General features: G+C 39.9%; 21 protein-coding genes. 14 read left to right on the plus strand and 7 right to left on the minus strand.

Annotated elements, in window-relative coordinates:
* Positions 1 to 18: 18 nt before the first annotated feature.
* Entirely contained in the window at positions 19 to 246 is a 228-nt protein-coding gene (locus tag OD757_RS06460; protein WP_009387797.1) for a hypothetical protein, read from the minus strand.
* 572 nt (positions 247 to 818) lie between these two features.
* Here OD757_RS06460 and OD757_RS06465 point away from each other — a divergent pair.
* Complete coding sequence (locus OD757_RS06465; RefSeq protein ID WP_263031262.1) at positions 819 to 1,541, plus strand: pirin family protein; 723 nt, start codon at positions 819 to 821, stop codon at positions 1,539 to 1,541.
* 77 nt (positions 1,542 to 1,618) lie between these two features.
* Here OD757_RS06465 and OD757_RS06470 read toward each other — a convergent pair whose 3' ends face one another.
* Positions 1,619 to 2,239 (minus strand): TetR/AcrR family transcriptional regulator, encoded by a 621-nt coding sequence (locus OD757_RS06470; RefSeq protein WP_009387753.1) that lies wholly within the window; start codon positions 2,237 to 2,239, stop codon positions 1,619 to 1,621.
* Between the two features lie 523 nt (positions 2,240 to 2,762).
* On the opposite strand from OD757_RS06470, the gene OD757_RS06475 reads away from it, so the two are divergent.
* From OD757_RS06475 to OD757_RS06490, 4 genes are all read left to right on the plus strand, one after another.
* Positions 2,763 to 3,722 carry a metal-dependent hydrolase gene (locus OD757_RS06475; protein ID WP_263031263.1) on the plus strand — a complete coding sequence of 320 codons (960 nt, stop codon included), beginning with the start codon at positions 2,763 to 2,765 and terminating at the stop codon, positions 3,720 to 3,722.
* 65 nt (positions 3,723 to 3,787) lie between these two features.
* Positions 3,788 to 4,621 carry an SDR family NAD(P)-dependent oxidoreductase gene (locus tag OD757_RS06480; protein ID WP_263031264.1) on the plus strand — a complete coding sequence of 278 codons (834 nt, stop codon included), beginning with the start codon at positions 3,788 to 3,790 and terminating at the stop codon, positions 4,619 to 4,621.
* Positions 4,622 to 4,643: 22 nt separating this feature from the next.
* Positions 4,644 to 6,167, plus strand: a complete 1,524-nt coding sequence (locus OD757_RS06485; protein WP_263031265.1) for a flavin-containing monooxygenase — start codon at positions 4,644 to 4,646, stop codon at positions 6,165 to 6,167.
* Positions 6,168 to 6,280: 113 nt separating this feature from the next.
* Positions 6,281 to 7,156: a class I SAM-dependent methyltransferase gene (locus OD757_RS06490; protein WP_263031266.1), complete on the plus strand. Its 876-nt coding sequence runs from the start codon at positions 6,281 to 6,283 to the stop codon at positions 7,154 to 7,156.
* A gap of 2 nt (positions 7,157 to 7,158) precedes the next feature.
* Here OD757_RS06490 and OD757_RS06495 read toward each other — a convergent pair whose 3' ends face one another.
* Positions 7,159 to 8,181, minus strand: coding sequence for an AraC family transcriptional regulator (locus OD757_RS06495; RefSeq protein WP_263031267.1), 1,023 nt, complete (start codon positions 8,179 to 8,181; stop codon positions 7,159 to 7,161).
* Positions 8,182 to 8,317: 136 nt separating this feature from the next.
* On the opposite strand from OD757_RS06495, the gene OD757_RS06500 reads away from it, so the two are divergent.
* The 4 genes from OD757_RS06500 (at position 8,318) to OD757_RS06515 (ending at position 13,367) form a co-directional block, all read left to right on the plus strand.
* Positions 8,318 to 9,805 carry a flavin-containing monooxygenase gene (locus OD757_RS06500; protein WP_263031268.1) on the plus strand — a complete coding sequence of 496 codons (1,488 nt, stop codon included), beginning with the start codon at positions 8,318 to 8,320 and terminating at the stop codon, positions 9,803 to 9,805.
* A gap of 44 nt (positions 9,806 to 9,849) precedes the next feature.
* Positions 9,850 to 10,704 (plus strand): SDR family NAD(P)-dependent oxidoreductase, encoded by an 855-nt coding sequence (locus tag OD757_RS06505; RefSeq protein WP_263031269.1) that lies wholly within the window; start codon positions 9,850 to 9,852, stop codon positions 10,702 to 10,704.
* Between the two features lie 70 nt (positions 10,705 to 10,774).
* A complete protein-coding gene (locus tag OD757_RS06510; protein WP_263031270.1) occupies positions 10,775 to 11,668 on the plus strand; it encodes an alpha/beta hydrolase in 894 nt (297 codons plus the stop codon).
* 28 nt (positions 11,669 to 11,696) lie between these two features.
* Complete coding sequence (locus tag OD757_RS06515) at positions 11,697 to 13,367, plus strand: GMC family oxidoreductase (RefSeq protein WP_263031271.1); 1,671 nt, start codon at positions 11,697 to 11,699, stop codon at positions 13,365 to 13,367.
* Between the two features lie 61 nt (positions 13,368 to 13,428).
* Here OD757_RS06515 and OD757_RS06520 read toward each other — a convergent pair whose 3' ends face one another.
* The 3 genes from OD757_RS06520 to OD757_RS06530 all read right to left on the minus strand — a co-directional run bounded on the left by OD757_RS06520 (position 13,429) and on the right by OD757_RS06530 (position 18,537).
* A complete protein-coding gene (locus tag OD757_RS06520) occupies positions 13,429 to 15,627 on the minus strand; it encodes an OsmC domain/YcaO domain-containing protein (protein WP_263031272.1) in 2,199 nt (732 codons plus the stop codon).
* Positions 15,628 to 15,878: 251 nt separating this feature from the next.
* Entirely contained in the window at positions 15,879 to 17,159 is a 1,281-nt protein-coding gene (locus OD757_RS06525) for an OprD family porin (protein WP_263031273.1), read from the minus strand.
* Positions 17,160 to 17,190: 31 nt separating this feature from the next.
* Complete coding sequence (locus tag OD757_RS06530) at positions 17,191 to 18,537, minus strand: MFS transporter (protein ID WP_263031274.1); 1,347 nt, start codon at positions 18,535 to 18,537, stop codon at positions 17,191 to 17,193.
* Positions 18,538 to 18,909: 372 nt separating this feature from the next.
* On the opposite strand from OD757_RS06530, the gene OD757_RS06535 reads away from it, so the two are divergent.
* The 5 genes from OD757_RS06535 to OD757_RS06555 all read left to right on the plus strand — a co-directional run bounded on the left by OD757_RS06535 (position 18,910) and on the right by OD757_RS06555 (position 25,043).
* Positions 18,910 to 20,595, plus strand: a complete 1,686-nt coding sequence (locus tag OD757_RS06535; RefSeq protein WP_263031275.1) for an arylsulfatase — start codon at positions 18,910 to 18,912, stop codon at positions 20,593 to 20,595.
* 25 nt (positions 20,596 to 20,620) lie between these two features.
* On the plus strand, positions 20,621 to 21,574 hold the full coding sequence (locus OD757_RS06540) for a formylglycine-generating enzyme family protein (protein WP_263031532.1): 954 nt from the start codon (positions 20,621 to 20,623) through the stop codon (positions 21,572 to 21,574).
* Positions 21,575 to 21,586: 12 nt separating this feature from the next.
* Positions 21,587 to 22,774, plus strand: a complete 1,188-nt coding sequence (locus OD757_RS06545; protein WP_263031276.1) for an OprD family porin — start codon at positions 21,587 to 21,589, stop codon at positions 22,772 to 22,774.
* Between the two features lie 235 nt (positions 22,775 to 23,009).
* Entirely contained in the window at positions 23,010 to 24,086 is a 1,077-nt protein-coding gene (locus OD757_RS06550; RefSeq protein WP_263031277.1) for an aromatic ring-hydroxylating oxygenase subunit alpha, read from the plus strand.
* A gap of 12 nt (positions 24,087 to 24,098) precedes the next feature.
* Positions 24,099 to 25,043 carry a PDR/VanB family oxidoreductase gene (locus OD757_RS06555; protein ID WP_263031278.1) on the plus strand — a complete coding sequence of 315 codons (945 nt, stop codon included), beginning with the start codon at positions 24,099 to 24,101 and terminating at the stop codon, positions 25,041 to 25,043.
* Between the two features lie 43 nt (positions 25,044 to 25,086).
* On the opposite strand, the gene OD757_RS06560 is transcribed toward OD757_RS06555, so the two are convergent.
* Positions 25,087 to 25,779 (minus strand): GntR family transcriptional regulator, encoded by a 693-nt coding sequence (locus OD757_RS06560; protein WP_191012871.1) that lies wholly within the window; start codon positions 25,777 to 25,779, stop codon positions 25,087 to 25,089.
* Between the last annotated feature and the right edge of the window lie 18 nt (positions 25,780 to 25,797).

The following is a 25,797-nucleotide window of genomic DNA, read 5'->3' on the forward strand; positions in this document are numbered from 1 at the left end:
ATTTCTCATCTAATATTGTTAGAAAATAATTTTTTTCTCGCCGATATATTCTTGCATATTATAAGAAGCTAAATTGCTGTGATGGGCATGATTTGGATTGCGTTCGATACTTTGTAGGTTTCTTTCTGCTTCTTGAATGATCTGCATGAGTTCTTGATGTCTTTTATTTTGAGTATCTAAATAAGCCCAGTATCCTAATACAAAGACAATACCCACACACAACACTATTAATACTTTATTGATCATTATTATTATCTCTATGTTTTTAATGTTAATGATCTTAACAAAAAAATTTAGCTTTGTGAATATTTTCACATTTATTTACAATAATACACTCTCACTCAACTATTTGAAAAAAAAGGTGATTTAAGATGTTCAATTACATTTTTTGATAAATACAAAACTTTTCCATTGAAAAGTCACTTTATTTTAAAATAGTTTCTATTTAGTTATTTTTAATATTAGCTTTTTATCTATTTTCATTATTAAGTTCATTTAAATATACAGTGTAGACAAATGAGTATATTGCTTGAAATATATCTAAATTTTTTAACGAATAAATAGAATAAAAAGCTCTATTTTTCTTTGAACTGTTCTATTTAAAATTATTTGGCTACCTAGCCATTTCCCGTATTTCATCTCTATTTTAAAAAATAAAACTCCAATTTTAACTAAAAGAACCTTTTTCTTATTTAGCACATAGTTTTTCATTTCATCGTTCTATAAATCGCACCAAGCTTTCTATTTTCAGAGCTTTATCACAATAAACGCTACGATAAAATGTACTCAGAGAAAAAATTAAATCAGGAGAATACATCATGTTTGATATGCGTTTATCTCACGAGCGTGGTGCAGCACATCATGGTTGGTTACAATCAAAACATAGCTTTTCATTTGCTAATTATTGGGACCCAAAACAAGTCGGTTTTTCGGATCTACTTGTAATTAATGATGATAACGTTGCCCCATCTAAAGGCTTTGGTACTCACCCTCACCGCAATATGGAAATTATTTCCTACGTACTTGAAGGTGCGTTAGAGCATAAAGACTCGATGGGTACAGGTTCTGTGATTGTGCCTGGTGACATTCAGTTGATGAGTGCAGGTCGCGGTGTTGCCCATAGTGAATTTAACCATTCAGCTCAAGAAGGCGTTCATTTCTTGCAAATTTGGGTCGTTCCAAATGAAGTAAATACAGAACCGGGCTATCAACAAGTTCATATTGATGAAGCAGACAAACGCGGTAAATTGCATTTGATCATTTCACCAAAAGGTGGTGAGAAAACTTTGTCGATCAAACAAGACATTAATATTTACTCAGGTCTGTTTGATGGTGAAGAAACTGCTGAATTTGCGATTCCGGACGGTCGATATGTTTACCTGCACGTTGCCAAAGGTCGTGTTGATGTAAATGGTAAAACCTTTAACACTGGTGATGCTGCACGTATTCGTGAAGGCGGAAGCTTATCGTTTACCAATGGTGATAACGCCGAAATTTTGATTTTCGATATGCGTTCTGAAGAAGTTCCAACCATGCCATAATGCAACTAAGCCCTCGCATAAAATTTATGTGAGGGCTTTTTTATTGTTGATCGTACTTATAAAAATTCTAACTCAGCTCAATGTTCTTCTGAACGAGCCATCTCTGTGTTGATATAACTCATGATCATCGTGGTTAGCCCCTGCACCATTTCATCAAAACTAATATAAGGGTTTGGCAAAATAAGATGTCGCGCGACATTAAAAATTCCACTATTAATACAAATATAGGTAATTACAGGCAAATTATTGATTTTTAGGTATTTTGGATTATGCATCATATATTTCATGATGACTTCCATTAAAGCCTGTTCAATTTTGGGAATGTATTTGTCGTACTGTAACTCGCCTGCATACCGTAAAACGGTCAAATAGCGGTCATTATTTTTCTTTAATAAATCACTAAAAGTATAAAAAATCATTTCAATGACAGGTTCTAACTCCAACTGCAAAATAGTCGGCGTAAGCTCTGTAATCATGTCCAGAATTTCCCGAACAAAGTAGTGATTCATCGCATCATAAATTTCTTCTTTATTTTTAAAATATTCATATAAAGACCCGACACTCACTCCTGCAATTTCTGCAATATGACGTGTCGTGGTTCCACTAGGCCCATGCAGCGCCACCCCAATAAAACCAGCTTCAATAATAGTATCCACAGTAACTTTGGCTCGAGTTTGACGAGGTTTCCGTGTAGTCATACGATCTAATCAATAATCCGAACATAAATTCAGATTAGCATGTAATCTGATGCTATAGAAATAAAAAAACAAAATCCGAATAGTTGTCAAACTTAGTTAAAAAATTCAGAAAAGCATAGTTAAAAACGTCGCTCCAAGTGGTTTTTTATTTATTGTATTTAAAACATATATTTCAAATTTATTTATTATTTATCAAATACATAATATTAAATTAATTAAAATTTCTACTAAACAACATTTCTATAAAATACCTTTCTACATTTAAAAATTTACCCGAATTGAATCCGAACATAAAGTCAGATTAATATGAAAAAATTAAAGAAGAGTCATTAATCGACTCTAGTCAGGAACGACTCTTCTTTCCGTTATTCAGCCAAATAATCAAACAAATAACGGAGCAACAACACCGTAGTCAATGCAGAGAATTATCTGTTTTTGAAAATGGAATTTACAGTGCTTTGTTGATCATTGAGTTTATTAATTTTCATCAAAATGCACCACTACTTTGCCTCAGGGTGTCGCCATGATCTCGACCGCAGTTAAAAAATCATTCAACAAACTTAAATTTCAGCGTGAAATTGAGTTACCGGATTTTTCTAGCAAAAGCTCAATTCCAATCCGACATTTAAATATTGGTTTTGATGGAAAGGAAATTGATGTCAGATTCTATATGGACAATCAGTTTGCTACTTTGTTTTTTGCCACGCTTTCGGTCTTTTTAACCTATGGTGAAGATCTGGTCATTGAAACCGCTCGCCATCACCGTGAGTTTATTAAAGATCCGATATTAAAGCAGCGTGTTACATCACTGATTGGCCAAGAAGCAATTCATTCAAAATTGCACAATGAATATAACGATGCGCTGCAAGATGCAGAATATCCTGTTGCGCTATATCGTTTTCTTGGTTCGAACTTCTTTAAATATGTATTTTTAAAGTTTCCACAGCCACTCAAATTATCAATGATGGCAGGTATTGAGCATTTTACTGCGGTACTTGCTGAATACATGATGAAACATGAAAAGAATTTCTATTATTCAGATGATGAGAAGAGCCGTGCGTTGTGGATGTGGCATATGCTTGAAGAATCTGAACATAAAGACATTGCCTACGATGTTTATCAAATCTTAAATGGCAGCTATCCACTGCGCGCATCTGGTTTCTTCCTTGCGCTATTTACGATTTTAGGTTTAATCCCTGCGACTACGTTATTTGTCCCTGTGTTAAGAAAGCCGCAAGAGATGCTGACCTTAAAATTCTGGAAAGATGCTCGCCGTGGCGTTGGTCTAATTTTTGGACCGAAAGATGGCGTTTTTGGCAGCACAATTGGTCAAATTCTTGACTATTTACGTCCAGACTTTCATCCAAATGATCATGATACAACTAAATATCTTGAGTATTACAAAAAGAAATTACTGAACGAAGGCGGCGCGATTGCACCTTTCTTTGTTAAAGAATTTACTCCACCAGTACGCGTGTCTTAATCGTCCTCTATGACCAGCTATCAAGAAGATAGCTGGTATCTCTTCAAGCTATTTATGGATGAATCATGATTTTATTTGGCAAAAAGAAAGTTAAACCAAGCCAAAAAGCTTATGCCGTAGTGACGGGTGCAGGCAGCGGGATTGGTCGAAGTTTTGCAATTGAACTGGCAAAACGTGGTGGCAGCGTAGTGTGTGCAGATATTAATCTGGAAGCTGCTGAAGAAACCGTAAAACTTCTTGAACAAGAAGGTGCAAAAGCCTTTGCCATGCGCTGTGATGTTAGCAATCCAGAACAGGTGGCAAATCTAGCTGAAAAAGCTGAAATTTTAATGCAACACCCTGTAACCCTACTCATTAATAATGCAGGTGTAGGTTTAGGCGGTAAGTTTGATGAATTGAGCCTAGAAGACTGGAACTGGGTCATGAATATTAACCTTTGGGGTGTTATTCATGGATGCCATGCATTTGTGCCAAAGTTTAAAAAGTTAGGTTACGGCGCAATTATTAATGTTGCTTCTGCCGCATCGTATACAGCTGCACCAGAAATGACTGCTTATAATGTGACTAAAGCGGGTGTGCGTGCGCTTTCAGAAACGCTTTCTGCCGAACTGCACAAATTCAATATTAAAGTGAATGTACTCTGCCCGACACTGGTTCCAACCAATATCATTAAAAATGGTCGAATTCCAGGACGCTACTCCAAGCTTGCAGACCATGCACTGATGAACTATGCCCTCACCACAAGTGATGATGTCGCAAGATTAACGCTTAATCGCCTTGATCAAGATGAGCTTTATACGATTCCTCAAATTGATGCGAAGTTGTTCTGGCTTATGAAACGTGCATCTCCAAGCTTGTATACGAAGTTCCTTGGCACCTCGTACAAATTATTTAAATAAGAAATTTATAGGTAGTACACATATGACTGCGCAAATGAAAACAAATGCTTCAGCAAAAAAAGCTGTCAAATCACCAAGCCATATTTTCGATACTTTTATTGTGGGTGCTGGTATTTCAGGTATTGCTGCTGCCATTCGCCTAGATCAAGTTGGTTATACCAATTATAAAATTATTGAGAAAGCTGGTCGTGTTGGTGGAACATGGCGTGAAAATACCTACCCAGGTTGTGGCTGTGATGTACCATCTGCTCTTTATTCTTACTCATTTGCACCAAGTGCAAAATGGAGCCATTTATTTGCGCGCCAACCAGAAATCTTAAGTTATCTGGAAGATGTGAGTAACGAGTTTAATGTTACGTCTAAAATCGAGTTTAATAGCGAACTGCTCAACGCAGCATGGGATGACTCACGTCATCTGTGGGTACTTGATACAAGTACTGGTCAATATTTGTCTAAAACCGTTATTTTTGCGACAGGTCCAATTACTGAAGCTCAAATTCCACGTCTTGAAGGCTTAGAAACATTTAAAGGCGAGATGTTCCATTCAGCTAAATGGAACCATGATTATGATTTGACAGGTAAACGCATTGCCGTGATTGGTACTGGTGCATCTGCTATTCAGTTTGTGCCACAAATTCAACCAAAAGTGAAAGAGCTTTTTGTATTTCAACGTACAGCGCCTTGGGTATTACCAAAACCGGATACAGACTTGGGCGAATTTAGTAAATCAGTGATTGCTAAATATCCGTCTATTCAGGCGAGCTGGCGTAAAAGTGTAGCGTTAACGCTGAATGCGATTAACTTTGGTTTACGTAATCCACTCGCACTCAAACCAGTCAATGTATTGGGTAAGCAATTACTTAAATTGCAAATTAATGACCCAGTGCTACGTAAAAATGTCACGCCAAACTTTGATATTGGCTGTAAACGTATTTTGTTTGCTAACAATTACTACCCTGCGCTACAAGCACCAAACACGACCCTAATCCCTCATGGGTTGGTTAAAGTTGAAGGCAATACGGTGGTTGCTGCGAATGGTGAACGCCACGAAGTTGATGTGATTATTTGGGGTACAGGCTTTGAAGTATCCCACCCACCCATTGGTAAACGTGTTCACAATGAAAAAGGTCAATGTTTACAAGATATCTGGAAAAATAGTTCACCAGAGGCTTACTTAGGCACCAACATTGAAAATGTACCAAATGCATTTTTAGTTTTGGGGCCTAACGTACTGGTCTATGACTCTTTCATTGGTTTGGCAGAAGCGCAGCTCGACTATATCGTAGATGGCTTATTGAAAATTAAAAACAAAGGAATTAGCAAATTAAATGTTAAGCCTGATGTGATTAAGAAGCACAATGACTTGGTACAAAAACACTTACAAACAACGGTATTTAATAGCGGCGGCTGTAAGAGTTACTACCTTGATGCCAACGGGCGTAACTTTGCTGCATGGCCATGGTCACTGAAAAAACTTAAACAACGTTTGAAAAAAGTAGATTTGAAAGATTATGAAGTGACGTACCAAACAACAAAGACTCACTAATTTGTAATTTCGATCAAATCCGTTGTAAGAAAGAGGCAGTGTATTTTAGGTTTTCATGAAATACACTGCCTTCTTCGTTGAATATCTTCAAGAAGTAAAAAAACAGGATAAAGATGAAAGAAGGTCAATCAAGTCGTACCGCCGAAGCTGCTGCTGCATTACGGGCCAATCATTTTCAAAATATAAAGAACCCTGTATTTTCAGATCCTTATGCTTTTGAACTAACCAGTAAGGGCTGGAAAAAACTGCTCTCTAACCCACTGATTGTTAAAGTCATGAATTCTGCAGTTTTAAACCGCACTTTAGGTTTACTTACTGGGCAAGTGGTCGGACGCTCTCGTTATGCCGAAGATTTACTTGATCTAGCAGTTCAGAAAAACACTCAACAGTATGTATTAGTGGGTGCTGGCCTAGACTCTTTTGCACTACGCGAATCACAGCATTACCCTACTTTGAAAATTTTTGAAGTGGACCATCCTGATACTCAAGCGGCCAAACAAGCCAAGCTAAAAAAGTTAGGAAATATTCCTACTACCGTTGAGTTTGTCGCAATTAATTTTGAAAAAGAGTCTATTTCAGAAGCTCTGACCAGAAGTGTCTATGATTCATCTGCTCCTGCATTTTTCTCATGGTTAGGTACAACGCACTATTTAAACCCGCAAACGACCTTGGAAACTTTAAAAAGTATTGCCGAATTTGCTGCAAACGGTAGTGAAGTGGTACTCGACTATTCAACCGATTTTCAGGAATTAAATGGTATTGAGAGACTTGGAAGTATGGGCGTTGCTCAGTTTACCCATTTGTTGAAAGAGCCTTTACTAGGTCAATTTAAACCAATAGATTTACATCACGCCGTGGAGCAGATGGGATTTGAAGTAGTCGAAGACTTATCAGGTGAAGCCATTACTGAACGTTATTTTAATGCACGAATCGATGAGATTCGCCACACCTCGGCAACGCGTTTATTGCATTTGCGTTTAAATAAATGAAGTCAGCTTGATGATTTACCACTTAACCTTACTGCATGCGGTGTTTTCCCATGCCATCTTTTATAGGCATGAATAAAACTGGCAGGTTCGGCATAACCCAGCCACTCGGCAATTTGTTCAATAGATACCTTGGGCAAAGTTAGATATTGTTCTGCTAAAACTTGTCTGACTTCTTCACGGATCTGAATAAAAGTCATTCCTTCAGATGCCAAGTGACGGCGTAAAGTACGGACATTTAAATACAAACGATCAGCCACGATTTCCATAGAAGGCATTTCACCTCGCACAGTCATCAATTGCTGTTGTACTAAATTAATAAATTTCTTTTGGGTTTGACGCTTATCTAAAATTTGTCGACATTGTTCTTCTGCCGTATGTAGCACCAGCTCATTTGCCATTTGCAACTTTTGATTAATTTTCTGAGCATCAAGCAGAACAAAACTTTTGCTAGAACCAAATTCAGGCATCACCCCAAATAAGTTTTTGTAAGCTTCTAAACTACCTGCGGGTTCAAAAGAAAAAGCTAAATATTGGCAAAAATTATCTTGGACTAGATCGCGTTGTACCGTAATTAAAGCGGCTGCATCACGTTCAATAATAAATTGCCTCACTGAAGATGGGATGCCTTCATCGTCAATTTCAATACGAGTACCTTCATTGGTATCTGAAACTAAAAACCGGGTAAACGCAAAAGTAAGTGAGAAATAGGTTAAGGCTAAATCAAGTGCCTCGCGAATGCTGGCACTGCTCATCAGGGCCATGCCTAATGGCCCAAATGTTGTGAAATGATAGCGTGTACCTACTTCTAAGCCTAATGTGGACCTGTTTCCCAATTGCTCAACTAGGTTCTGAATCAGCTGTAATTCCTGATGGCCTGTCACCACCATATTAGGATCAAGTAATTGTTGTTGGCCAAGCCCAGTCCCTTTTAAAATCGTCTGATAAGAAATGCCTGATTCCACCGCAAAATCAGCCATTAACCGAACACTATGTACACTGCGTTCAAAAGCCCATGCATACTTCACTGTATTGCTCAGAATGTCCTCGAATCACAATATTTTGTCCTCATCCATCCTCTAAATCAAGCAAATAAACGTCTATTCTGCATACAGGAAATTGCGATTGTTTCGCTCACTGTTTTTAAGGATTTTAGAGCAGCCTATGTTTAATTCGTCGACTAATTCAAATAAAAATGTACGTATCGCCATTATTGGCACTGGCTTTGGTGGTCTAGGACTTGCCATTCGTCTCAAACAAGCAGGTTTTGAACAATTTACACTCTTTGAAAAAGCTGCCGATGTTGGTGGTGTCTGGCGTGATAACACATATCCGGGTGCTGCATGTGATGTACCTTCTCATCTGTACTCCTTTTCTTTTGAGCAAGAGTTAGGCTGGAAGAACCGTTACGGAACATCTCAAGAGATTTATCAATATTTACGCCACTGCGCGGATAAATATGACATTCGTCCGCATGTTCAATTTAACACTGAAATAGCCAGTGCAGAATTTGATGCCCTACAAGGTGTATGGCACATCCAAAGTACGACTGGCGAACAGTTTAAAGCTGAATTCTTAGTGGGCGCAGTAGGCCAACTCAACCGCCCCACCTATCCAAAACTTAAAGGTATTGAAAACTTTAAAGGTAAAGCATTTCACTCAGCACGTTGGGATCATGACTATGACTTAACTGGCAAACGTGTTGCAGTCATTGGCACAGGCGCAAGCGCAATTCAGTTTGTACCTGAAATTGCAAAACAAGTAGCACATCTAGACGTTTATCAACGCTCGGCACCTTACGTGATTCCAAAACCAGATCGGGTTTACCAACCTTTAGAGAAAAAGGCTTTCCGTAAATTACCTATTTTGCAAAGTCTGGACCGTGCCTTGCAATACGGACACCATGAAATTCGTTTGCTGGCCTTTACTACTTCACTCAATGAAATGCCTTTGGTGGAATATTTATTCCAGCGCCACATTCGTAAAGTCGTTAAAGATGGGAAGTTGCGCCACCGCTTAATGCCTGACTATCCAATTGGTTGTAAGCGTATTTTAATCTCTAACCATTGGTATGAAACACTGACTCAGCCTCATGTCGATGTGATTAATACGGGCATTCAAGAAATTACTGAAAACGGTATTTTAGATACGGAAGGAAATCTGCGTGAAATCGATACCATTATTTATGGTACAGGCTTTGCTGCAACAGAATTTATGGCGCCAATGCAGATCACAGGTCTTGATGGCCGCACCTTAAAAGATACATGGAAAGATGGTGCAGAAGCTTATCTCGGTTTAACTGTGAGCGGCTTTCCAAATTTCTTTATGCTCTATGGTCCAAATACCAATCTTGGGCACAACTCAATTGTGTATATGATTGAAAGCCAAGTGAATTATATTTTAGATGCCATTCAAACCACCCTACAAAACAAACTTCTGTTCACTAATGTTCGTGCAGAAGTTCAACATGAGTTTAATCAAAGCATTCAAGAAAAAATGAAAAAAACTGTCTGGGCACAAGGTTGTACCAGTTGGTATCAGACTGCTGATGGCAAAAATACCAATAACTGGCCGGGTTTTACCCTTGAATATCGACAACGTACTCGTCGCTTCGATATTGAAAACTACACGCAGGTTTCAGCTATTTCTTAAACAAGCTTCACCATAGGAAATGAAAAAAATAAACGGAGAATTTTATGAAGTCTTTTAAAAATAAAGTCGCAGCTGTGACAGGTGCGGGCTCTGGTATTGGACAAGCGCTTGCCATTGCATTAGCCAAACAAGGTTGCCATCTGGCACTCTCTGATATCAGTGAAGCTGGATTAGCTAAAACAGTCGAGCTTTTGGCACCTTATTCTGTCAAAGTCACCACTCAAAAAGTTGATGTAGCTAAACGTGATGAGGTTGCAACTTGGGCAAAGGCAGTAGTAGATGAACATGGCCAAGTTAACCTGATTTTTAATAATGCGGGTGTAGCCATTGGTAGTACGGCTGAAGGTGTGAGCTATGAAGATCTTGAATGGCTCATTGGGATTAATTTTTGGGGCGTGGTTTATGGCACCAAAGAATTTTTGCCTTACTTAAAGCAAAGTGGTGACGGACATATTATTAATATTTCCAGTATGTTTGGTTTAACAGCTCAGCCAACCCAAAGTGCTTATAACGCCAGTAAATTTGCTGTTCGTGGCTTTACTGAATCATTACGCCAAGAACTCGATTTACAAAATGCAGGAGTGAGTGCGACTTGTGTGCATCCCGGTGGTATTCGTACCAATATTGCCAAAGCTGCGCGCATGAATAATAGCGTCCAGTCTTTAGGAATGGACCCTCTAAAAAGTCAGGATGCTTTCGATAAATTACTTCGCACCCCAGCTGATGAGGCCGCTCAACAAATTTTAGAAGCTGTTCGTAAGGACCGTCGCCGCTTACTGATTGGAGCCGATGCGAAAGCCGTTGATGTGATTCAGCGTATTCTTCCCCAGGGTTACCAAAAGATTTTTGCAACTGCGACTGCCTTGCAAACTCGCCTACTCAACAAATCAGCAAAATAAAAATAGTGGTCAGCATACTCTTCATTTTAAGAGATGCTGACTGACATTAGGCTTAGTCTGAGTCCTTATTATGAAGCAGCTTCTTGCATGGACCATCCGTACCACGCTACGTCCAGCTTTATCCCCAAAAATGCCACTAAAGCTACAGCGTTTTTGTAGCGATGCAGCCAGTGCAATTGTGCTTGGACCACGTGGCTATAAAACAAAAAAGCAAACGATAGATCAAGTACCGACAGTCCATATTCAGCCCAAAATAACTCAATCAGAACTCGGCATCTTGTATTTACATGGCGGTGGTTATGTGGTGGGTAGCTCAAAAAGTCACACTAAGCTTGCTGCTCAAATTGGACATACAGCTCAAGCACAAGTCTGGTTACCTGAATATCGCCTAGCCCCAGAGCACGCAAGCCCTGCTGCTATTGAAGATGTAATTGCAGTTTATAAAGCTTTACTTGCTCAAGGACAAGACCCGAACAAACTCGTGATCGCAGGGGATTCTGCTGGCGGCGGCCTGAGTTTAAGTACTGCAATTGCAATACGAAATGCAGGGTTACCATTACCAGCGGCATTAGTTTTACTTTCACCTTGGGTTGACTTGAGTCTTTCTGGAAGCACGATGAAAACGCATACTGCTCAAGATGCGATGTTGTCCGAAGATTGGTTAACTTGGTGTGCAAAAAACTATTGCGGACAAAAACCCACTATCGATCCGAGCTGCTCTCCACTCTATGCCAACTTAACAGGATTACCACCGGTTCTGATTCATGTCGGCACCGAAGAAGTCTTATTAGACGATGCAAAACGCCTTGCCGAACAAACTGAAAAGTACGGTATTCCGACGAACTTAAAGGTTTATGACCAAGTCGGACACGTTTTTCAATTTCATGCAGGTATACTAAAAGAATCCGATGACTCGATTGAGCGCATTGGACAATTCATTGATAAACATACGCAGTCAATATAAAAAATATCACTAGACAGGAGCCCTCGGCATGGCAACAAACAATTATGACTATGATTACCTCATTATTGGTTCAGGCTTTGGTGGTAGTGTTTCTGCCTGCCGTCTAACTGAAAAAGGCTATTCTGTGGCCGTAATGGAAATGGGGCGTCGCTGGAAAGCCGAAGATTTTGCGAAAAATAACTGGAACTCCCGCCGCTGGATTTGGCGTCCGGGCATGAAGCTTTTTGGCTATTTCAACATGCGTTTTTTTCGCCATGTCACCATTATTTGTGGGAATGCCGTAGGCGGTGGCTCTATTACTTATGCAAACACTTTACTCGTTCCACCTGAACATATCTGGGATGAAGGTACATGGGCAGACGCGGCTGACTGGAAAAATGAGATGCCTCAGCACTATGCCGAAGCAGAACGTATGCTTGGGGTGACGGATAATAAAATCTTTGGTCCTGCCGACCATATGCTAAAAAAAATGGGCGATGCAGTTGGTGTTGGACACACATTTAAACCGACACGTGTTGCGACCTTTTTTCCGCCCGAGGGTGAACAAGGTGGCAAGACCTACCCTGACCCATATTTTAATGGCGAAGGCCCAGACCGAGGAACATGTACCGCTTGTGGCGGTTGTATGACTGGTTGCAAACACAATGCAAAAAATACCTTAGATAAAAACTATTTGTACTTTGCCGAAAAAAATGGCGCCAAGGTTTACGAAGAAACCAAAGTTGTTGATGTTAAGCCCCTCAATGGTAAAGTCGATGGTAGCGATGGCTATGAAGTCACTACCGAATGTTCAAGTTCATGGTTTAACAAACAGCGTCGTACTTGGCGTGTTCGCAACGTCATTTTCTCGGCTTCCTCTTTGGGCACGCAAGAGATGCTTTTCCGCTTAAAGCAGTCGGGTTCTCTACCAAATATTTCCGATGATTTGGGTAATCGGGTTCGTACCAATGCTGAGTCTATTTTGGGCGTTCGTTTCTTTGATAAAGATGTCGATATGAGTAAGGGTGTTGCCATCGGTTCAAGTATCTATATTGATCATGACACTCATATTGAGGCAACTCGCTATCAAAGTGGTTCAGATGCTATGGGACTGATGTGTACCTACATGGCAAAAGGCAAACCAGGTTGGACCCGTATTTTTTATTGGTTATGGGTACTCATTAGCCACCCACTTATATTTCTACGCATGAGTAACCCTGTTGGCTTTGCACGGCAAACCTTAATTTTCTTGGTGATGCAAACGGCTGATGCCTCAATTAACATGCGCCTGAAACGCAACTGGTTTTGGCCTTTTGGCAAGGTATTATCTAGTGAAGGTAAAAAGCTACCGGTTTATATTCCACAAGCCAATGTCTTTACCGAAAAAGTTGCCAAAATGTTTAATGGACATCCCATAACAACCATTACCGAAATTTTGTTTAACGTGCCTTTTACAGCGCACTGTATGGGTGGCTGCGCGATTGCATCTAGCCCAGAACAAGGTGTAGTCGATGGAAAAAATCACGTTTTTAACTATAAAAACTTATATGTTGTAGATGGTTCAATGCTAGGTGCCAATTTGGGTGTTAACCCAAGTTTAACCATTACAGCCCTTGCAGAACGTGCAATGTCGTATATTCCAGCTAAACACACTTTGGGCGAACATCAGAATGATACAGCAGAGGTAGAAACCTTAGAGTTAATAAAAGTTTCTGCTTAAACTAGCGAGTTGTTTTATAAAAAAAGCCTATTTTAAAATAGGCTTTTTTTCGCTTTTTAAATTACATCGCCACGGCTTTAGCACGAGCTGCATGTAATTTTTTATAGCTCTCAATCAGACGTAAATGGCGATCAAGTCCTTCTAGTTTCATGCTTGTTGGTGTTAAACCATAGAAACGAACGCTACCATCGACAGAACCTAATACCGCGTCCATTCGGGTATCACCAAACATACGACGGAAATTAGTCAGGTAGTCTTCAAGCTCTAGTTCTTCATCTAACATTACTTCCAGCACCACATTCATGCACTGATAGAACAAGCCACGCTCAACGGTGTTGGTGTTGTATTGCAAGTAAGTTTCGACAAGCTCTTTTGCCTCTTCAAATTGTTGTAAAGCAACATAAATTAGCAATTTCAGCTCTAAGATTGTGAGTTGACCCCAAACTGTATTGTCATCAAACTCGATGCCAATGAGTGTGGTAATTTCAGTGTAATCATCTAGCTCACATTCCTCTAAGCGCTCAACCAATGCCTCAAGCTGCTCATCATCCAAACGATGCAGATTTAGAATATCTTCACGGAATGAAAGTGCTTTGTTGGTATTGTCCCAAATCAAATCTTCAACGAGATAAATTTCTGAATAATCTGGTACTAAAATACGGCAAGCAGTCGCGCCTAAGTGCTCGTATACTGCCATATATACTTCTTTGCCCATCTCTTCGAGAATACCGAACAATGTTGCAGCTTCTTCTGCGTTCGACTCTTCGCCTTCGCCAGAAAAATCCCATTCAACAAAGTCATAGTCAGATTTAGAACTAAAGAAGCGCCAAGAAACCAAACCGCTCGAGTCAATAAAGTGCTCAACAAAGTTGTTTGGCTCAGTGACCGCATTACTTTGGAAAGTCGGTTGAGGCAAATCATTTAAGCCTTCAAAACTACGGCCTTGAAGTAATTCAGTCAGACTACGTTCCAACGCAACTTCAAAACTTGGATGCGCACCGAAAGACGCAAACACCCCACCTGTACGCGGGTTCATTAAAGTCACACACATTACAGGGAACTGACCGCCTAGCGATGCATCTTTAACGAGAACAGGGAAACCTTGCTCTTCTAGACCTTTAATACCAGCAATAATATTTGGGTATTTTGCTAATACTTCTTCAGGAACATCCGGAAGTGCAATCTCACCTTCTAAAATTTCACGTTTTACAGCACGTTCAAAAATTTCTGACAAGCATTGAACTTGAGCTTCTGCCAAAGTATTACCTGCACTCATACCATTACTTAAGTACAAGTTTTCAATTAAATTTGATGGGAAATAGACAACTTCACCGTCAGACTGGCGCACAAAAGGTAACGAGCAAATGCCGCGCTCTACGTTACCTGAGTTGGTGTCATATAAATGTGTGCCAAGTAACTCATCATCTGGGTTGTAAATCTCAAGACAGTATTCATCTAAGATTTCTTTAGGTAATTCACCATTTGGACCCGGTTTAAACCATTTTTCATCTGGATAATGCACAAATTCAGCATTGGCAATTTCTTCACCCCAGAACTGGTCGTTATAGAAGAAGTTACAGTTTAAACGTTCAATAAACTCGCCTAATGCAGACGCTAAAGCGCTTTCTTTGGTTGCACCTTTACCATTGGTAAAACACATCGGAGACTGTGCATCACGAATGTGTAACGACCATACATTTGGGACAATATTACGCCAAGATGCGATTTCAATCTTCATGCCCAAATTTGCCAAAATAGCTGACATATTGGCAATGGTTTCTTCTAATGGCAGGTCTTTACCTTGAATATAGGTATGGCTTTCTGAAGTTAGGCTTGGTAATAACAATGCTTGTGCATCTGCATCGATACTTTCAACTTCTTCAATAATAAATTCGGGACCCGTTTGAATCACTTTTTTAACAGTACAACGGTCAATCGAACGTAAAATCCCTTGACGATCTTTCTCTGAAATATCGGCTGGTAATTCAATTTGAATTTTAAAGGTTTGTTTGTAGCGGTTTTCAGGATCAACAATATTATTTTGCGATAAACGAATATTATCAGTTGGGATATCTCGAGCGGCACAATACACTTTTACAAAGTACGCTGCACACAATGCTGACGATGCTAAAAAATAGTCAAATGGGCCCGGTGCCGAACCGTCACCCTTGTAGCGAATTGGTTGATCGGCAATTACCGTAAAGTCATCGAACTTAGCTTCCTGTCGAAGATTGTCGAGATAATTAACCTTGATTTCCATGCTGGCACCTAAATATTTTTATGTGTCAGCACAGACACATAAAATTCTAAATATTGAAAAATAAGCCGAATCACAGCGAAGAAATTGACTTAAAAAATGAGAGATTAAAGCCATGTGTTTAATGAGAGACTCAATTGGCTTTAATAAGATTGGCCGTATTATAGAGGGATTTTGTGCAGTTGATAACTAAAGTTAAAACATTGCTGCTCACAATGTTTTAACTTGTCTTTAATTTACTTAAATATTGAGCATTAAAATTTAAAGGTGTAATCGACATTCAAACGAGTTTCATTGGTCGAATGAAATGTCATATTACTTGGCATATCGTTGCGATAGTGAGAAAAACGAGCTCGCATTCCCAAACCTTTTAACTTACCTTCAGGAATTTTATAGCCTAAATCAAATTCCATCGACTCTTCTTTAAAACGCTGATCGCCATATTGCAGTAAATCAATGTCTTCGCCTTTTGCGTAGCGAGTCATAAAACGCAGTCCGTTTAATGAAACATCACCTACCCGCGCATTTTTAAAGTCATACTCATAACGAATTGAGTAGACTTTTTCATCTTTATTTGAGTAGTCCGAACTCATAAAATCAAGTACAACCGGACTTTCAGTTCCCGACAAAAATGGCAGACCAGTCGAGCCAAACGACTGCATATAACCCAAAGAAACCGTATGATTTTGATAGTTCAAACCAAATAGGCCGCTCAAATGACGGTTATCGACTTCTCCTATTTTTTTACTTCCAGTTTCTTCACTATTAAAAAAACGCACGTCGCTTAAAAAATTAAGTTGATCATTTAAAGGTTGTTTGCCGTTAAAGCCTAAAAACTGTTGCTGGTAAATGTCTTTGAGTTCAGCATGATAAGCACGTAACCGGTAATCCTTTAACTGATAACTTCCACCTAAGGTATAAAAAGAATCGGTAGTTGCCGCTTTGTCAAAACGATGGTTGATATTGTCTGTTCCAACATCTGTATAACGAATCGAATCACGTTGACGTACTTCGTCGACATAAAAGCCTTCGAGTTGAAGATTTGGAATTTCATTTGAAACAAAGCGGATACCACGGTAAGTCTGAGGGAACAAACGCGCTGGCGATGAAAAAATGGTCGGTAATTGTGGAACTAAGTCCCCCACAAAAAGCTCATTTTTCCTAAATTTAGCCTTTCCTGTAATGCCAATTTTTCCATAATAATCATCACGTGAGTTATCGGTATTCACTGGAAGTAAGCCACTACGTGCATAGTCATCAGCACGGCTTCCCATCAGGTTAAAACCTGCCATTGCCAGTACATCGACACCAAACCCAACCGTTCCTTCGGTATAACCAGACTGTCCTTTAAAAATTAAACCCTGCGCCCAATCTCTGGCTGCTGTATAGGGATATGGGTCTTTTTTATAGTCTCGGTCGAAGTAAAAATTACGTAGTGTCAGCTCAGCTTTACTGTCTTCGATAAACTCGGCATGCACAACTTGACTAAATAATGGGCACAAGCATACCCCCACCCACAATGGTGTCTTTTTCATTTTTTATCTCAACTATTTAATTTTTAATGGATTAAGGTGCTGTTTTAAGAGAGTAGTTTTGCTCTTTCTTACTTCGGTAAAAAGCATTGCCTAAACTTAAAATCAGGAAAATAGCCAAAATAAAGACCACACCGTAATAGGCATATAGCGTTGCGGGTGCTATCCCTTTATCCAGAAAAATGCCTGCGACCGTTGGCGATAAAATTGCCCCAATACGACCAAAACCAATTGCATAGCCCACGCCGCGACTACGGATTTCGGCATCATAAATTGTTGGAGAAATAGAATATAAGCCTGCTACACAGCCATTAATGAGAGTGCCGAGTAATAAACCCACCATGAGTGCGATGCTGACTTGAGATGAGACTGCAACAAATAGGAAAACACATGCAGACGTTAGCCCTAAAAATAAACTTAAGGCATAGAAAATTTTCATGCGTGATGCCAATAAACCAATAATGGCTGCCCCGAAAATACCGCCAATACTAATTAAAATACCGGTACTTACGCCTTGGTGTGGCGACATCCCCATTGAAATAAGAATTTTTGGTGTCCAGCTCATGACGAAGTAAAAGCCAAACATCACTAAAAAGAAGGCAAACCACAAACAAAGTGTTTGAAATCCAAGTTGTCCAGCAAATAATTTGCCCAGTTCACTGCCCTTTTGCGTACTGATTTTTTCATAACGTGGCATAACTGGTAATTTGTTTAGCCCCATACGATTTACAGTTGCATTAATTCGTTCTAGTGCCTGTTTTGGTCGTTTCGCGAGTAAGTAATCTAAAGACTCCGGTAGCAACCACGCACTGATCAGCAGCATTGCAATGGTAGTAACTCCACCTGCTAAAAAGATTGAGCGCCAACCTAAATGCTCAATCAATGCCAGTGATAGTACTCCACCAAGTGTCGCGCCAATTCCATAACCTGTAGACATTAAGCTCACTGCGAGACTACGCCAACGAGCGTTGGCATATTCACTTGCCAGTACATTACTACTCGCAAGAATGCCGCCTACCCCAATTCCGGTAATAAACCGAAGTGCTGCTAACATGCCGTGGCTTTGTACAAAAGCACATCCCAACATGCTAAGACCTGCAATGACAAGACAAACTAAGATGAGTAAACGGCGACCGATTTTATCCGCTAACGGTGCAAGAAAAATGGAACCGGCAGCCATTCCAAAAAGGCCAGAACTCAGCAATAAACCAATTTGTGCCCCTGAAAGTGACCATTCTGCTGACACGGATGGAGCGGTAAATGCCATTACCATCACGTCAAAGCCATCAATAATATTGAGACAAATACAGATCAAAATGACGAACCATTGGTAGCGGCTCATGTTGTTTTGATTGATCTCACTTAGAACGTCTCTTTCCATTTGTGTATCTCCCTTGGATAAGACATACACACGACATTGCTAATATGAGCGATTGGGTGGTTATGCACATCCGTATCCATAATGACCTAGAGGAATATTAATTTTTTGAGCATCCTGCTCTTTTTCTATACTGAATATTTGGATCCAAAAAATCAACTAAAATTATAAACGGATTATTAAAAACCCTATAAATATATAAATTATATAAGTATAAAATTATTAAAAACATAAAATTAGAATGCTTTAATATTTTTATGGATCCACAATAAAAATTCTATTATGATCGATTCCAGAGCAGTTTTTAGCCAAGAAAGCTCTGTTTATTTCTAGGAAATGCAAGATGCATTTATAAAACTTCAAAGGATTGTTGTTATGAAATTCAAAAGAGTAAGCCAGCTTACATTGGGACTTTTTTTTGCCAGTCAATTGCTTTACACAACGCAAGCAGCACCTCCAAAAAACCAACAACCACCTAATATCATGATTATTCTGGCCGATGATCTTGGATTTTCAGATATTGGCGCTTATGGCGGCGAAATTAAAACTCCTCATATTGATAGCCTGTTAAAACAAGGAAAAATGCTTTTTAATTTTCATGCTTCATCCATGTGTTCACCTACTCGTGCACAGCTTATGACAGGTGCCGATAACCACTTGGTCGGTTTAGGGGCTATGTATGAAACTTCAAAACGACAAGAAAAATTGGTTGGAGCCGATAGCCCGCGTGCACTCCTCAAAATTGATGGCTATTCAGGTCATTTAACGCAAAATGCTTATACACTCGCAGAGATTTTAAAGACAAAAGATTATTACACCTTCATGGTCGGTAAATGGCACTTAGGCTATGCTCCCGAACAAAACCCTAAAGCCCGTGGTTTTGATCAATCTTTTGCTCTGCTCGATGGCTTCGATTTACACTTTAAAGACCAACCTAAGAACTATCCGCGTAACACCCAATACACTGAAAATGGTCAAAAGGTTACTTTGCCTGACAACTACTACTCGACCGACTTTTTTACACAAAAAGCGTTTGAGTACTTAGACAAAAATAAAGCGCAAAAACCATTTTTTGCCTACCTAGCCTATACCGCTCCACACTGGCCGCTACAAGCACCTGCTCATTATAGAGACTTATACAAAGGTAAATATGATCAAGGCTACGATGCAATTCGTAAACAGCGCTTTGAGAGACAAAAGCAATTAGGATTAATTCCTGCAAATGCAGAATACCCAGTCGAGCGTGGTAACCAAGCTTTAGGCACCAAAAGCTGGAATGAACTCACCCCACAAGAGCGCAAATACGAAGCGCGTAAAATGGAAGTTTATGCTGGCATGGTTACGCAGTTAGATGACCGCGTAGGTGATGTCATTCAATATCTTAAAAAGCATCATTTATATGACAATACTTTAATTGTATTTATGTCAGATAACGGCGCTGAAGGGGGTGATCATAATTTCCCAATGGGTGATGCCGACAATCGCTATGAAAATATAGGCAATGCCAGCTCATATGTTTACATGGGACCACGCTGGGCCGAAGTGAGCAGCACTCCATTTACGCACTGGAAGTCAGCCGCTTCAGAAGGCGGTGTGCGAGTTCCATTTATTGTTAAATCACCAGCTCAGGTTTCTAAACAACATGGAATTAACAATAACTTTGCGACAGTCAGAGATATATTCCCAACTGTGATGGAGCTAGCGGGGATTCAAAATAATCAGGTTTATCCAAATTCAAGCACCAAAATTAAACCATCTGGTTTTAGTCTAATCCCTGCTTTTAAAAATAATAATGCCCGCATTCGGCCAGTCAATTATTATGACTTTAAAGAATTACATGGCAGCCGCTATGCCAAAACTGAGGAATGGAAACTCGTTGAAAACTCACCTTCTAAATTTAAAAGTCACGGTTGGGAACTCTACAATTTAAAAACAGATTTTAATGAGCAACATAATGTTTACGCAGAACATCCTGAGATCGTCAAAGTCTTAAATGATAAATATTTAAGATATGCCGATGAAAATGGTGTTGTGGATTTTGAGCAATACAACAAAAAGTAGAGAAAACTAGATGAAACAGATCATGATGCTTTCATCGTTCTTGTTACTTTGTGCGTGCCAAAAAACCACACATCAACTTAAACAAACCACCTTGCCCGACTTAGGTACTCAAGCTAAATGTACTTATTATTCTGGCCTTCCTTCGGGTTGGCCTAAAAATAAAGAAGCCGGCATGGTCAAACTTCCTCAAGGAAAAATTGTTTTAGGCACCACACAAGGTTATGAAGATGAACGCCCATTAAACCTACAGGCAACTTCAGTTCCCGCGTTTTTAATCGATGCAACTGAAGTCACCAATGCCCAATTTCAAGAGTTTGTTAAACAAACGGGTTATGTCACCGATGCAGAAAAGCAAGGCGGCGCAGCTATGTTTGTACAACCAGATCATCCAGTTGAAGAATTACAGTGGTGGCGATTTGAAAAAGGCGCCAATTGGAAACATCCATGGGGCTTAAACAACCCTAAACAGCCCGCGCCTCACGAGCCTGTTCGCATGGTGACATGGAATGATGCCTACGCTTATGCAAACTGGCTGGGTCATGACTTACCGACCGAACTTGAGTGGGAATATGCAGCCAAAGGTTTTCAACAAAATTCCGATATTGGCCCTACTCACGAAGGCCATATTGTAGCCAATTTCTGGCAAGGCGAATTTCCTTATAAGAACATAAAGGAAGATGGTTTTAAGGATGTTGCACCTGTTGGCTGTTTTAATAAAAACCCATTTGGCTTATATGACTTGATTGGCAATGTATGGGAATGGACGCAAACACCCTATACAGGTCCAAGAGATCACCATATGGGAGATCCATCGAAATATCGGCAAAGTCACGAACAGATTTTGCAATACACCATTAAAGGTGGGTCTTATTTATGCGCTACTAATTATTGCGCGCGTTATCGTGCTGCCGCGAGGCATCCACAGGAACTCGACCTTGCCACCAGCCATGTCGGATTTAGAACAGTAAAACGCTTTTAAACGGATTAAAAAATGAAGCATATTTTTATTTATGGGATTTTCTTCTCAGGGACAACCCTTGCCTGCTGTTTAGCTCACAGTGCAGTAGATGTTAATTTTCAAAATACACTCACACTAAAAACATTTAACTTCGACAGACAATATGAAAATGATACGAGTCCCGATACCCATAGCTTGAGTCAAGGCTTGATCTATCGTGGTGACTGGACAACCAAACTTAATGATGTTCAGCTACACCTCAATCCAAGCATCCAATATGCATATCGCCTAAGTAGCGACCAACACACCAATGATATGGTCATACCCTTTGACCCTAACCCCAAGAAACAAGCACAAGACCAAATTAAATATGGCTTAGGTGCTGGAGTTGAATATCAAAACTTTCGCATAAATATAGGTGAAATCACTCCCGACTCACCACTTACGCCACAAGTCGATACACATCAATTACGCGTGAACTACAAAGGCTTGGAATTAAAATATAAGACACCGCAACAAAATTTCGAGCTGGGTTTGATTAATCGTTATTCGCCAAAAAATGAGGAAGACTACCACAAACTCGCCATTTCAAAACATGAATCTAATGGGCTTTACTTTTTCCAGTGGGATGGAAAAACGCCTCAATATCATTGGAAATTTTATAATGGTTACTTAACAGATCTCATCAATCAAAGTTACTTTGCTTTTGATTATCAATGGACAAAACAACACACCACAAAATTACGTGTGTTTCGCCACGACGATGTCGGCAAATCAAAGCTTGGTGAATATGACAATACATCCGTAGGCGCTATGCATTTTATCAAACATGGCAACTTTACAACCGGAATTGGCTATCAAGAAAATTTTGGCAAAGATGGTATTCCAAAACTCGACAATATGCCCATCCCCCATATGGTGAACTGGACCTTAGGCGCGTTTACCAAAGCTGATGAAAAGTCTTATCATTTCGTTGCTTCATATGACTTTAAAGACTATATCAACGGTCTAAAAATCACCTATAAATATATTTATGGCGATTCATTTCCAACCATGAATCAAAATGATTTTGAACAAGAAAGTGATGTGTTGATTCAGTATGATCTCAATGCTTGGATTAAAAATCTTAAGTTTCTTTTCTTAAATATTAATTACGACACCAAACATGGCAAAAGTCTGGACGAACAGCGCATGATGCTTCACTACACGGTTAATTTCTAAATCTCTACACTCCTATAATGGCTTAACCATAGCCATTATGGATCCAAATTAAGATCAATAAAAATTTAGCCTCTAAAATTCAAAGTAAACACAAAAGTCTTTAATAGCAATTAAAAAATATACAAAACAACCAAATCAAAAGATCAATATTTTTTAAAAAATATACTGCTTATCAATTGACCAATATTTTTATTTATTATAAATTGGATCCAATAAGTGATAAGGAGTCGTCACAATGTTTATTAAAAATGCTTGGTATGTTGCCTGCCGCCCAGAAGAAATCCAAGACAAACCATTAGGTCGCACCATCTGTGGTGAAAAAATTGTTTTTTATCGCGGCAAAGAAAACCAAGTTGCAGCCGTTGAAGATTTTTGTCCCCATCGCGGCGCCCCACTTTCACTTGGCTATGTCGAAGATGGCAACCTTGTATGTGGTTATCATGGCTTAGTGATGGGTTGTGACGGAAAAACTGTTTCAATGCCAGCCCAACGGGTAAATGGATTCCCTTGCAACAAAGCATATGCAGTTGTCGAAAAGTTCGGCTTTATTTGGATATGGCCAGGCGAGAAAGCTTTAGCAGATGAAGCAAAACTTCCAACTTTAGAGTGGGCAGATCATCCTGAATGGAGCTATGGCGGAGGTCTATTTCATATTCAGTGTGATTATCGCTTGATGGTCGACAACCTGATGGATTTAACCCACGAGACCTATGTTCACTCAAGCAGTATTGGACAAAAAGAGATTGATGAATCATTGCCTGTCACTAAAGTTGACGGTGACCATGTCATTACCGAACGCTATATGGAAAATGTGATCGCACCTCCATTTTGGCAAATGGCCCTTCGTGGTAATCACTTGGCGGATGATGTACCTGTTGACCGTTGGCAACGTTGTCACTTCTTTGCACCAAGCAATGTGCATATTGAAGTCGGTGTCGCACATGCTGGACATGGTGGTTATCACGCACCAAGTGACAAAAAAGTTTCCTCAATTGTGGTCGATTTTATTACACCGGAAACCGAAACCTCACATTGGTATTTCTGGGGAATGGCACGCAACTTCCAGCCAGATAATGCTGAACTCACCGATCAAATTCGTGAAGGTCAAGGCAAAATCTTTACTGAAGATTTAGAAATGCTGGAACAGCAGCAGCAAAATATTTTGAACAATCCACATCGCAAGTTACTAATGCTCAACATCGACTCAGGCGGTGTGCAGTCTCGTAAGGTTATTGAGCGCCTGCTTGCTGAAGAAAATAAAACACCTCCTGAAACGTCCGCGCAGAAGTTTCCAAACATTCGGATTATTTAAAGGAGCATGAACATGGACGTTATCATTCAAAAAATTCATCAGCTTACCCCAACCATTCGCGCGTTTGAATTGGTTGCAGCAAATGGTACAGAGCTGCCGAATTTTGAGGCAGGTGCACATATTGATGTGCATCTGAAAAACGGCCTCACCCGTCAATATTCACTTTCAAACTGCTGCACTGAAAAGCATCGTTATGTGATTGGTGTTTTACATGATGCCAATTCACGTGGCGGTTCACGTTGCATTCACACTGAATATCGTGAAGGCGACCATTTACATATTGGTGAACCACGCAATTTATTTGAGATTCACCCTCAAACAAAACAGGCTATTTTATTTGCGGGTGGTATTGGTATTACCCCTATTTTGTCGATGGCGTATCGGCTTAATTCGGCCAATATTCCTTTCGAATTGCATTACTTTGTTCGTAGTCATGAAATGATTGCGTTCTATGGCAACTTAACCGAGCACTTTGGTGATCAAGTCCATTTTCATATTCAAGATCAGCCAGAAACCGAATGTAATATGGCAGAGGTTTTAGTCCAAGCTTCACCAGATAGACACTTATATGTATGTGGTCCGACAGGGTTTATGCAGTTTGTCATGAGCTCGGCTGAACAAGCAGGTTGGCATAGTGATCAGTTACATCAAGAGCATTTTGTGGCTCAAAAAGTAGATACGTCTAACGATGAAGCTTTTACCATTGAAGTGAAAGGTACGGGCCGTCGCATTGAAGTATTACCAGAGCAGACTGCGACTGAAGCATTAATTGCGAATGGCTTTGATGTTCCTGTTTCGTGTGAACAAGGCATTTGCGGTACCTGCATTACCCGTGTAGTAGAAGGCACGCCTGATCATCGAGATCTATTCATGACTGATGAGGAACATGCACTAAACAACCAATTTACGCCCTGCTGTTCTCGCGCAAAAACTAAAAATCTTGTGATTGAGCTTTAACTCGAAAGTTCCTTTATTCAAACATAAAGGAACTTATTTCATCTTAAGTACTTAAAACATTTCTTAGCGTTTCACCTAAAATCACCACACTACTATGCTCACGCATTAAGGTTTCAGCACGCCCTGCCTGACGATGTACCAATGCATCGAAAATCGAACAATGCTGTAAATGCGCGTAGTGCAAACGGCGATATTCCGACAAAGCTTGGTTCTGGTCATAGGTAATGGCTTGAGCAGACGCCATCGGCAATTGGTTATTTTTCGCTAAGGCTTGTATGAGCGCGACGTTTTGCGCCCCTTCAATAATGGTGTCATGAAAAATGACGTTAAAATGATGATAACGTTCGAGTTCAGCATCGCCAAATTCGTCTTTATCATTAAAGAGTTTTTCAGTTTCTTGAATACAATGTTGCAGCGTCTTTTTCTGCTCTTCGCTTAAGCCTTGTTCTGCCAAAGTTTTCGCAGCCAACCCTTCCAGCACGCCTCGCACTTCGAGTGCATCATGAACCAGTTGTTCTGAAATTTCACGAACCGTGTAACCACGAGTTGGGTTTTTGATGAGGAGCCCTTCTTGCTCGAGCAACCGAAAGGCAATACGAACAGGCTGCCTCGAAACACCAAGTAACTCGGCAGTCGGAATTTCGGCAATTCTGGCACCGCCTTCAAGTTCCCCTGAAATAATCATTTTTCTTAGTTTAAGTAAAACTTGTTGTCCTGAAGACATTCGCTGCCACACATCACCAAAAACGTCACT

Origin of the sequence: Acinetobacter sp. AYS6, from assembly GCF_025630795.1 — a bacterium.
GTDB lineage: Bacteria > Pseudomonadota > Gammaproteobacteria > Pseudomonadales > Moraxellaceae > Acinetobacter.

Excerpts from the sequence above, each read along its gene's own strand:
- OD757_RS06460 (WP_009387797.1), bottom strand. The coding sequence starts at position 246 with ATGATCAATAAAGTATTAATAGTGTTGTGTGTGGGTATTGTCTTTGTA.
- OD757_RS06545 (WP_263031276.1), top strand. The coding sequence starts at position 21,587 with ATGAAGCATATTTTTATTTATGGGATTTTCTTCTCAGGGACAACCCTT.
- OD757_RS06475 (WP_263031263.1), top strand. The coding sequence starts at position 2,763 with ATGATCTCGACCGCAGTTAAAAAATCATTCAACAAACTTAAATTTCAG.
- OD757_RS06555 (WP_263031278.1), top strand. The coding sequence starts at position 24,099 with ATGGACGTTATCATTCAAAAAATTCATCAGCTTACCCCAACCATTCGC.
- OD757_RS06535 (WP_263031275.1), top strand. The coding sequence starts at position 18,910 with ATGAAATTCAAAAGAGTAAGCCAGCTTACATTGGGACTTTTTTTTGCC.
- OD757_RS06515 (WP_263031271.1), top strand. The coding sequence starts at position 11,697 with ATGGCAACAAACAATTATGACTATGATTACCTCATTATTGGTTCAGGC.
- OD757_RS06470 (WP_009387753.1), bottom strand. The coding sequence starts at position 2,239 with ATGACTACACGGAAACCTCGTCAAACTCGAGCCAAAGTTACTGTGGAT.
- OD757_RS06550 (WP_263031277.1), top strand. The coding sequence starts at position 23,010 with ATGTTTATTAAAAATGCTTGGTATGTTGCCTGCCGCCCAGAAGAAATC.
- OD757_RS06525 (WP_263031273.1), bottom strand. The coding sequence starts at position 17,159 with ATGAAAAAGACACCATTGTGGGTGGGGGTATGCTTGTGCCCATTATTT.
- OD757_RS06520 (WP_263031272.1), bottom strand. The coding sequence starts at position 15,627 with ATGGAAATCAAGGTTAATTATCTCGACAATCTTCGACAGGAAGCTAAG.
- OD757_RS06465 (WP_263031262.1), top strand. The coding sequence starts at position 819 with ATGTTTGATATGCGTTTATCTCACGAGCGTGGTGCAGCACATCATGGT.
- OD757_RS06530 (WP_263031274.1), bottom strand. The coding sequence starts at position 18,537 with ATGGAAAGAGACGTTCTAAGTGAGATCAATCAAAACAACATGAGCCGC.
- OD757_RS06480 (WP_263031264.1), top strand. The coding sequence starts at position 3,788 with ATGATTTTATTTGGCAAAAAGAAAGTTAAACCAAGCCAAAAAGCTTAT.
- OD757_RS06505 (WP_263031269.1), top strand. The coding sequence starts at position 9,850 with ATGAAGTCTTTTAAAAATAAAGTCGCAGCTGTGACAGGTGCGGGCTCT.
- OD757_RS06510 (WP_263031270.1), top strand. The coding sequence starts at position 10,775 with ATGAAGCAGCTTCTTGCATGGACCATCCGTACCACGCTACGTCCAGCT.
- OD757_RS06490 (WP_263031266.1), top strand. The coding sequence starts at position 6,281 with ATGAAAGAAGGTCAATCAAGTCGTACCGCCGAAGCTGCTGCTGCATTA.
- OD757_RS06540 (WP_263031532.1), top strand. The coding sequence starts at position 20,621 with ATGCTTTCATCGTTCTTGTTACTTTGTGCGTGCCAAAAAACCACACAT.
- OD757_RS06500 (WP_263031268.1), top strand. The coding sequence starts at position 8,318 with ATGTTTAATTCGTCGACTAATTCAAATAAAAATGTACGTATCGCCATT.
- OD757_RS06485 (WP_263031265.1), top strand. The coding sequence starts at position 4,644 with ATGACTGCGCAAATGAAAACAAATGCTTCAGCAAAAAAAGCTGTCAAA.